The 8,072-nt window shown below is 40.7% G+C and carries 5 protein-coding genes; 4 read left to right on the plus strand and 1 reads right to left on the minus strand.

Going from position 1 to position 8,072, the window contains the following annotated elements:
• Window positions 1-109: 109 nt before the first annotated feature.
• The 4 genes from P2W72_RS11405 (at window position 110) to P2W72_RS11420 (ending at window position 6,867) form a co-directional block, all read left to right on the plus strand.
• Entirely contained in the window at window positions 110-3,478 is a 3,369-nt protein-coding gene (locus tag P2W72_RS11405; protein ID WP_276362427.1) for a methylmalonyl-CoA mutase family protein, read from the plus strand.
• A gap of 82 nt (window positions 3,479-3,560) precedes the next feature.
• The gene (locus tag P2W72_RS11410; protein WP_276362430.1) at window positions 3,561-4,691 is read left to right on the plus strand and encodes a heparan-alpha-glucosaminide N-acetyltransferase domain-containing protein; all 1,131 of its coding nucleotides are present in this window, start codon (window positions 3,561-3,563) and stop codon (window positions 4,689-4,691) included.
• A 66-nt stretch (window positions 4,692-4,757) separates the two neighbouring features.
• Window positions 4,758-5,357 (plus strand): DUF1080 domain-containing protein, encoded by a 600-nt coding sequence (locus P2W72_RS11415; protein ID WP_276362433.1) that lies wholly within the window; start codon window positions 4,758-4,760, stop codon window positions 5,355-5,357.
• A gap of 127 nt (window positions 5,358-5,484) precedes the next feature.
• The gene (locus P2W72_RS11420; protein ID WP_276362436.1) at window positions 5,485-6,867 is read left to right on the plus strand and encodes a Gfo/Idh/MocA family oxidoreductase; all 1,383 of its coding nucleotides are present in this window, start codon (window positions 5,485-5,487) and stop codon (window positions 6,865-6,867) included.
• A gap of 83 nt (window positions 6,868-6,950) precedes the next feature.
• Here the strand turns inward: P2W72_RS11420 and P2W72_RS11425 are convergent, their stop codons facing one another.
• Window positions 6,951-7,931: an acyl-ACP desaturase gene (locus tag P2W72_RS11425; protein ID WP_276362439.1), complete on the minus strand. Its 981-nt coding sequence runs from the start codon at window positions 7,929-7,931 to the stop codon at window positions 6,951-6,953.
• Between the last annotated feature and the right edge of the window lie 141 nt (window positions 7,932-8,072).

Genomic DNA, 8,072 nt, shown 5'->3' on the forward strand with positions numbered 1-8,072 from the left:
AAGGTGAACAAAGGCTTTCCTGAAAAACAGGCTTGACCATCCCGCCTGATCCTGCAAAAGGGTTCAAAACCGCAATTATTCTTACCTTTGCTCCTATATCAGGAAGAAAATGACCGAAGTCTATAAACCCATAAACAAGATCCGTTTTGTTACCGCTGCCGCTCTTTTCGACGGGCATGATGCTACAATAAATATCATGAGAAGAATTCTTCAATCCTCGGGGGCTGAAGTAATTCATCTGGGTCATAACCGATCTGTGCAGGAGGTAGTGAATTGTGCAATTCAGGAAGATGTTCAGGGAATAGCGATGACGTCATATCAGGGAGGTCATATTGAATATTTTAAATATATGCATGATCTGCTTCGGGAAGCCGGAGCAGGGCATATCAAAATATTTGCCGGCGGAGGGGGTGTTATTTTACCTGATGAGATCCGCGAATTAAAAGAATACGGCATTACACAAATCTATTCTCCTGACGATGGCCGTAAAATGGGTCTGCAGGGCATGATCAATGACATGCTAAAAGAATGTGATTTTCAGACCAGAAACACATTGAACGGAGAACTGGAGGGAATCAAAAAAAAAGAAAACAATGCTATTGCTTCGGCAATTACCATGGCTGAAAATCATCCTGAGCTGATTGAAAATTTTCTGACAGAATTAAGAAAACTAACCGAAGGTAAAATAATTCCGGTTCTGGGGATTACCGGGACAGGCGGAGCAGGAAAATCATCACTAATAGACGAACTGGTTCGCAGATTCCTGATAGAAACCGATAAAAGCATCGCTATAATTTCTGTTGATCCTTCAAAGCGTAAAAGCGGCGGCGCACTTCTGGGCGACAGGATCAGGATGAATTCAATCAACAACTCCAGGGTTTATATGCGCTCGCTGGCAACCAGACAGGCAAACCTGGCTCTATCAAAATATGTTCAGGAATCGATTGATATTTGTAAAGCTGCCGGATACGATCTGATCATTGTAGAAACTTCAGGTATCGGGCAATCAGATACCGAGATTACCGAACATTGTGACGTAGCCTTATATGTAATGACACCGGAATTCGGAGCAGCTACCCAGCTTGAAAAAATTGACATGCTTGATTTTGCAGATCTGGTAGCAATCAACAAATTCGACAAAAGAGGAGCTCTTGATGCGATAAGAGATGTACGCAAGCAATTCAAAAGAAATCATCAGTTATTTGACAGCAAAGACGAAGATCTGCCGGTAATCGGGACCATGGCGTCCCAGTTCAATGATCCCGGAATGAATCAGCTATTTGCTGAGCTAATGAAGCTTATATTAAAGAAAACCGGAACTGATTTTCATGCAAAAATGGAACTGATTTCGCAATCATCTGAAAAAAACTTCATTATTCCGCCCGACCGCACCAGGTATCTGGCCGAAATTGCAGAAGCAAGCTCAACATATAACGAATGGATTAATCAGCAATGTAAAACGGCGCAGCAAATGTTCCAGGTAAAAGGCACAATAGACCTTTATGCCGATCACAACTATCAATCTGATGAATCAATAAAAACACTGAAAGATATTTACAAGCATCTGGAAGATAAGCTTGACCGCCAGTGCAAAAGACTACTGGAGGAATGGCCTGAAACACTGAAAAAGTATAAGGCAGATGAGTTTATTTACACTGTTCGCAACAGGGAGATCAGGCAATCGCTTTATACTGAGTCATTATCTAAACTACGAATTCCCAAGATATCCTTACCCCGCTATGAGGCCTGGGGAGATATTTTACGATGGCTTTTAACTGAAAATGTTCCGGGTGAATTTCCTTATGCTTCCGGTGTATTCCCCTTGAAGCGTGAAGGTGAAGATCCTACCAGGATGTTTGCCGGTGAGGGTGGTCCGGAAAGAACAAACAAACGCTTCCATTACGTTTCACTGGGGCAACCTGCACATCGATTATCAACCGCTTTTGATTCTGTAACACTTTATGGAGAGGATCCTGATTTCAGACCGGATATTTATGGCAAGATCGGCAATTCAGGTGTAAGCATTGCAACATTGGATGACGCAAAAAAACTCTACAGCGGTTTTGATTTATGTCATCCTTCAACGTCAGTTTCAATGACGATCAATGGTCCTGCGCCAATGTTGCTGGCTTTTTTCATGAATACCGCAATTGATCAGCAGTGCGAAAAATACATCATTGAAAATGGCCTGGAAGCAGAAATAAATGCGAAAATTGAAAAGTTGTTTAAAGCCAAGAGTATGCCAAGGCCCAAATATCAGGGCAATCTTCCTGAAGGAAATACCGGACTTGGTTTAATGCTTCTGGGGCTTACGGGAGATCAGGTATTGCCTGAGGATGTTTATGAAAAGCTGAAAGCAAAAGCCATTTCCAGTGTAAGGGGAACTGTTCAGGCTGATATTCTGAAGGAAGATCAGGCTCAGAATACCTGTATATTCTCTACTGAATTCGCCTTGAGAATGATGGGGGATATCCAGAAATACTTTATCGATAATCAGGTAAGAAACTTTTATTCAGTATCTATTTCAGGATATCATATCGCAGAAGCCGGAGCAAATCCAATTTCGCAACTGGCTTTCACCCTTAGCAATGGGTTCACTTTTGTTGAATATTACCTGAGCAGAGGAATGCATATTGATGAGTTTGCACCTAATCTCTCTTTCTTTTTCTCTAACGGAATTGATCCGGAGTACTCTGTAATTGGCCGGGTAGCCCGAAGAATATGGGCAAAAGCGATCAAACATAAATACAATGGAAACGACCGTTCCCAGAAGTTAAAATATCATATTCAGACATCAGGAAGATCACTGCATGCACAGGAAATAGACTTTAATGATATCAGAACTACTCTGCAGGCGCTTTACGCGATCTATGATAATTGCAACTCTTTGCATACCAATGCTTATGATGAGGCCATTACTACCCCTACTGAAGAATCAGTACGCAGAGCGATGGCGATTCAGCTGATCATTAATCGGGAACTCGGACTGGCAAAAAATGAAAATCCGCTGCAGGGAGCATTCATTATTGAAGAATTAACTGATCTGGTTGAGGAGGCTGTACTCGAAGAATTCAAACGCATCAATGACAGAGGTGGTGTTTTAGGTGCAATGGAGACCATGTACCAGCGAAGCCGGATCCAGGAAGAATCGCTGTATTATGAAACCCTGAAGCATGAAGGGACTTATCCGATTGTAGGGGTGAATACTTTCCTGAATAAGAATGGATCACCAACTATTATTCCTTCAGAGGTTATACGGGCAACAGAGGAAGAAAAACAATTCCAGATTTCGGCTTTAATTGCTCACAAGCATAGAAATGAGAGTGAATCGGCAATTCTTTTAAAGGAATTGCAGCAAAAAGCTGTTGCCGGAGAGAATATTTTTGAAAGTTTGATGCAAGTTGCCAAAACATGTACCCTCGGACAAATATCTCATGCTTTATATGAGGTTGGGGGACAGTACCGGAGGAATATGTAGATCATAAATTTGCATTGAGTCAAAATATCTATGACAAATACTGTAAATTGTAAATTCATTTAGCAATAAACAGTATTTCAATATGGCCGGTTCATCTGAACGTTTCCTTTCTCTCGATGTTTTCAGAGGCATGACAATATGCTTCATGATTATTGTCAATACTCCCGGCGGGGGTGCAACACCATTTGCCCCGCTGCTGCATGCTGCCTGGCACGGATTTACAGCTACAGACCTTGTATTCCCTGCTTTTTTGTTTGCCGTTGGCAATGCCATGAGCTTTACTAAAAGCAAAATGGATAATGAAAGTGATGTATTTTTAAAAATTCTCAAACGAAGTGCCTGGATATTTGTACTTGGATACCTGCTGTATTGGTTTCCTTATTTTAAAAGTGACGAGGCAGGAAATCTAATCCTGAAACCAATTAGTGAAACACGCATTTTCGGTGTTCTGCAAAGAATTGCACTATGCTATTTCTTTGCTGCACTGATGATCCATTACCTCTCGGAGAAAAAAGTCATCATACTAAGCATCATCTATCTTTTAGGCTACTGGCTAATTCTTCTCCTGTTTGGTGATCCCGCTGATCCCTTCAGTATGCTTGGAAATGCTGGTCATTATCTCGATAAATTCCTGATCGGAGAAAATCACTTGTCAAAAGGTGAAGGTGTTCCCTTTGAAGCACAGGGGTTACTGAGTACAATGCCTGCCATTGTACTGGTCATTATCGGCTATTTTGCAGGAAAGTTCATTCGTGAAAATGGCAAAAACTATGAAACCATTGCCAAATTACTTTTAAGTGCTGCAATTCTCATTTTTATTGCCATATGCTGGGACAGTGTTTTCCCGATCAACAAAAAATTATGGACCGGCCCCTTTATTTTACTGACCAGCGGATTAAGTCTGGCAATGATAGCTGCACTTCTTTTTGTAATTGAAATTAAAATGTGGAACAAATGGAACTGGACCTATTTCTTTACCGTTTTCGGAAAGAACCCCTTATTCATTTATCTCCTTGCTGAGCTAAGCAGCCGGGTATTCAATCTTGTACAGGTTGGAGAAGATCTGAGTTTAAAAGCAGCAATCAGCAAGGGATTTTTTCAATCAATAGCTCCCGGACCGGTTGGATCCTTATTATTTGCACTCTCATTTATGCTGATGTGCTGGCTTGTTGGATTATGGATGGATAAAAAGAGAATCTATGTGAAAGTATAAATTCTGCAACACAGGTTTTGAAAACGTATTTTAAAAACTATATTTATTTCTTAATCATATAAAACCATGAAGTATTTATTATTTATTTTCTCTTTTGTATTAATTACAGGAGCTGCTCAGGCACAAAAAACTAAAAAGCTTTTTAACGGCAAGGATCTTACAGGCTGGAATATCCACGGTACTGAAAAATGGTACGTAGAAAAAGGAAATCTGATCTGTGAGAGCGGTCCTAAAAAAGAATATGGTTATTTATCGACAGACAAAAGTTATAAAAACTTCATTCTTGAGTACGATTTCAAACTTGAAGCAAACGGCAACAGTGGAGTATTTGTACGGTCTTCAATTGACGGAACCAAGATCAGCGGATGGCAGGTAGAAGTAGCTCCTCCGGGAAACGGAACAGGCGGGATTTATGAATCCTACGGAAGAGGCTGGCTGACCAAACCAAGTGCTGAAGAAGAATCAGGATTGAGTCCGGATGGCTGGAACAAAGGTAAGATCGAACTTAATAATGACGAGATCACTACCTGGTTGAACGGAAAACAGATTTCACACCTGAAAGATGCAAAAATAGGTGCCGGAAATGGCTTTATTGCCCTGCAGATTCACTCAGGCGGGGGTATCAAAGTGAGATGGAAAAATATCCGCATAAAGGAGATTGAATAATTTCTTCTTTCACGTTTAATTCATATCTGAGCTAACTTCAGGCATGAATTCTTCCTCAAATCTAATATCAGTCCGGCGGTTTACCTTAATTCCGCCGGACTTTATCAAATAAAAATCAATTCATTAAATGAAAAATAATCCGGAATCATCAAGAAGGGGTTTCATTAAAAAACTTGCTGCATCCACAGCAGCAGTAGCTGTCGGATCAAATGTTATTGCCTCAGCCACTGAAACAACACAACAGACACCATTTGAGTTTCTTAGAAGAGAGGCTCTGTCAATCAATGACCAAATCAACATTGCACTTATCGGCGCCGGATCAATGGGTACCGGAGATACCAATACTGCATTAAAAGTACCCGGAATAAAACTGGTTGCAGTTTGTGATCTGTATGACGGCAGGTTGGCTGATGCAAAAAAAAGGTGGGGACAGGATATTTTTACAACCAGATCATACAAAGAACTGCTAAATCGTACAGATATTGATGCAGTTATCGTTGCTACTCCTGACCACTGGCACCAGCAGATATCAATTGATGCGATGAGAGCGGGCAAACATGTTTATTGTGAAAAGCCAATGGTACACTCTATCGGAGAAGGCCCTGCGGTAATCAAAGCCCAAAAAGAAACCGGAAAAATATTTCAGGTTGGAAGTCAGGGAGTTTCATCTCTGGGAAATGAGAAGGCAAAAGAATTATTGAAAGATGGGGCAATTGGCCAGCTAAATTTTGCTGAAGGATTCTGGGCAAGGCACTCACCGGGAGGGGCCTGGCAGTATCCGATTCCGGCTGATGCATCTCCTGCAACAGTTGACTGGGATACATTCCTGAGCAACACGACAAAACGCTCTTTTGATGCAACCCGTTTCTTCAGATGGAGAAACTACCGTGATTACGGTACCGGAATGTCGGGAGACCTGTTTGTTCATCTCTTCTCAAGTCTGCATTTTATTACAGATTCTTTCGGCCCGAATAAAATCTACTCTTCAGGTGGCTTAAGATACTGGAAAGACGGACGTGAAGTACCTGATGTACTTTTAGGCATATTTGATTACCCTGAACAGATTCAGGCACATCCGGCCTTCAACCTTTCGCTAAGGTGTAATTTTGCTGATGGAACAAGTGGAAATACCATATTAAAACTGGTAGGAAGTGAAGGTGCAATGGATATTGGCTGGGACAGTGTTACACTGAGAAGAAATAAGAATTTCTCTTCCGATGACCCATTCTTTATTGAAAAAATGAAACAAGCCGGAACACCATTAACAGACAGGAAAAGAATTCTTCCACAGGAAGAGTATACTTTTGCAGCAGAAAAAGGATATATGGGTGGCCCATACGATCATTTTGCAAATTTCTTTAATGCAATTAAAAACAATGGTAAAGTTGCAGAAGATGCTATTTTCGGATATCGTGCTGCAGCTCCGGCATTGTTATGTAATGACAGTTATAACAATGATACGGCTATCTTATGGAATCCTGAGAAAATGCAGTTAGTGAAGAAGAAGTAATTAAATATCTGATCAGAGACTAATAAAAAAGGAGCCCCGGATTAAATCGAGGGCTCCTTTTTTGCTTTTATATTTTGTTAAAATTATCCTGCTATCCAGCTGAATTTATACTCCAGAGAAGGATTTTTCATCCTTTCGGCCACTCGTATCAAACGATCAGGCAGATTCATTACATAATCACGGGCCTTTTCACCGGCTTCATTAAGATCTCTTAATTTCTCAATTTGCCAGTCTTCAATCAATTGCTTCATGATCTGTACATAGTCAACTGCAGTATAAACACCCAGACGTTGAGCTGCATCCGTAAAATGACCAAAAGTTTGGCCCATTTGCAAGCCAACCTCACGAAGGAAATGAGCAGGCATCACAATTTTATTGCGCATCATATCCTCAAAGGCGATCATAGCCTCGCTTTGATCAACTTCAAAAATGCGAGCCATGAAATCTTTGTATGCCTTAGCATGTCTGGCTTCATCAGATGCAATCACGCCGCACATTTTCGATAAGAGGGCATCACCGGATGATTTCGCCAGTGAAGCAACTCTTCTATGAGAGATATTAGTAGCCAATTCCTGAAAACTGGTATAAATAAAGTTGCGATATGGATCATGCCCGGTACCGATATCAAAACCATCTGCAATCAAATATTGTGTAGATATCTCCATCTGGCGCATATCAACACGTCCGGACAGATACAAATATTTATTTAAAAGATCTCCGTGACGGTTTTCTTCAGCAGTCCACATTCTAACCCATTTCATCCAGCCATTCTGTTCATCCCGTGAGATACCGTCAACCATAGTTAACCATGATTCATAGGTAGGAAGAGCTTCTTCGGTAATCGTATCGCCTATTAAAACAGCTACCAGATCATACGATAATGCTTTAGCATTATCTTTAAGATCTTTTATTTCTGAATAAAAACTATCCCTTGTTGAGTCAGGTAAAAAATCAGACGGTTGCCAGTTTGTATCGATGGGTTTTAAGTATTCATGCATCCTTTCAAGCATATACTTTTCGATATGCATTAATACTTCTGTACGCGATCCTGTGTTAATATTCATTATACTTGGTTATGAGATCAAATATACGCATTAAGGCTGATTTTCTGAGGTTAAAATTTCAACAAGAATAATATGGCAGCGACTTTCGGTAAACTTAGAATAAACAAAGAAACCCTCAACAGTTTCCTGTGAGGGTTCTTA

Source organism: Daejeonella sp. H1SJ63, from assembly GCF_029360775.1.
GTDB lineage: Bacteria > Bacteroidota > Bacteroidia > Sphingobacteriales > Sphingobacteriaceae > Daejeonella.

Excerpts from the sequence above, each read along its gene's own strand:
- P2W72_RS11420 (WP_276362436.1), top strand. The coding sequence starts at position 5,485 with ATGAAAAATAATCCGGAATCATCAAGAAGGGGTTTCATTAAAAAACTT.
- P2W72_RS11425 (WP_276362439.1), bottom strand. The coding sequence starts at position 7,931 with ATGAATATTAACACAGGATCGCGTACAGAAGTATTAATGCATATCGAA.
- P2W72_RS11415 (WP_276362433.1), top strand. The coding sequence starts at position 4,758 with ATGAAGTATTTATTATTTATTTTCTCTTTTGTATTAATTACAGGAGCT.
- P2W72_RS11410 (WP_276362430.1), top strand. The coding sequence starts at position 3,561 with ATGGCCGGTTCATCTGAACGTTTCCTTTCTCTCGATGTTTTCAGAGGC.
- P2W72_RS11405 (WP_276362427.1), top strand. The coding sequence starts at position 110 with ATGACCGAAGTCTATAAACCCATAAACAAGATCCGTTTTGTTACCGCT.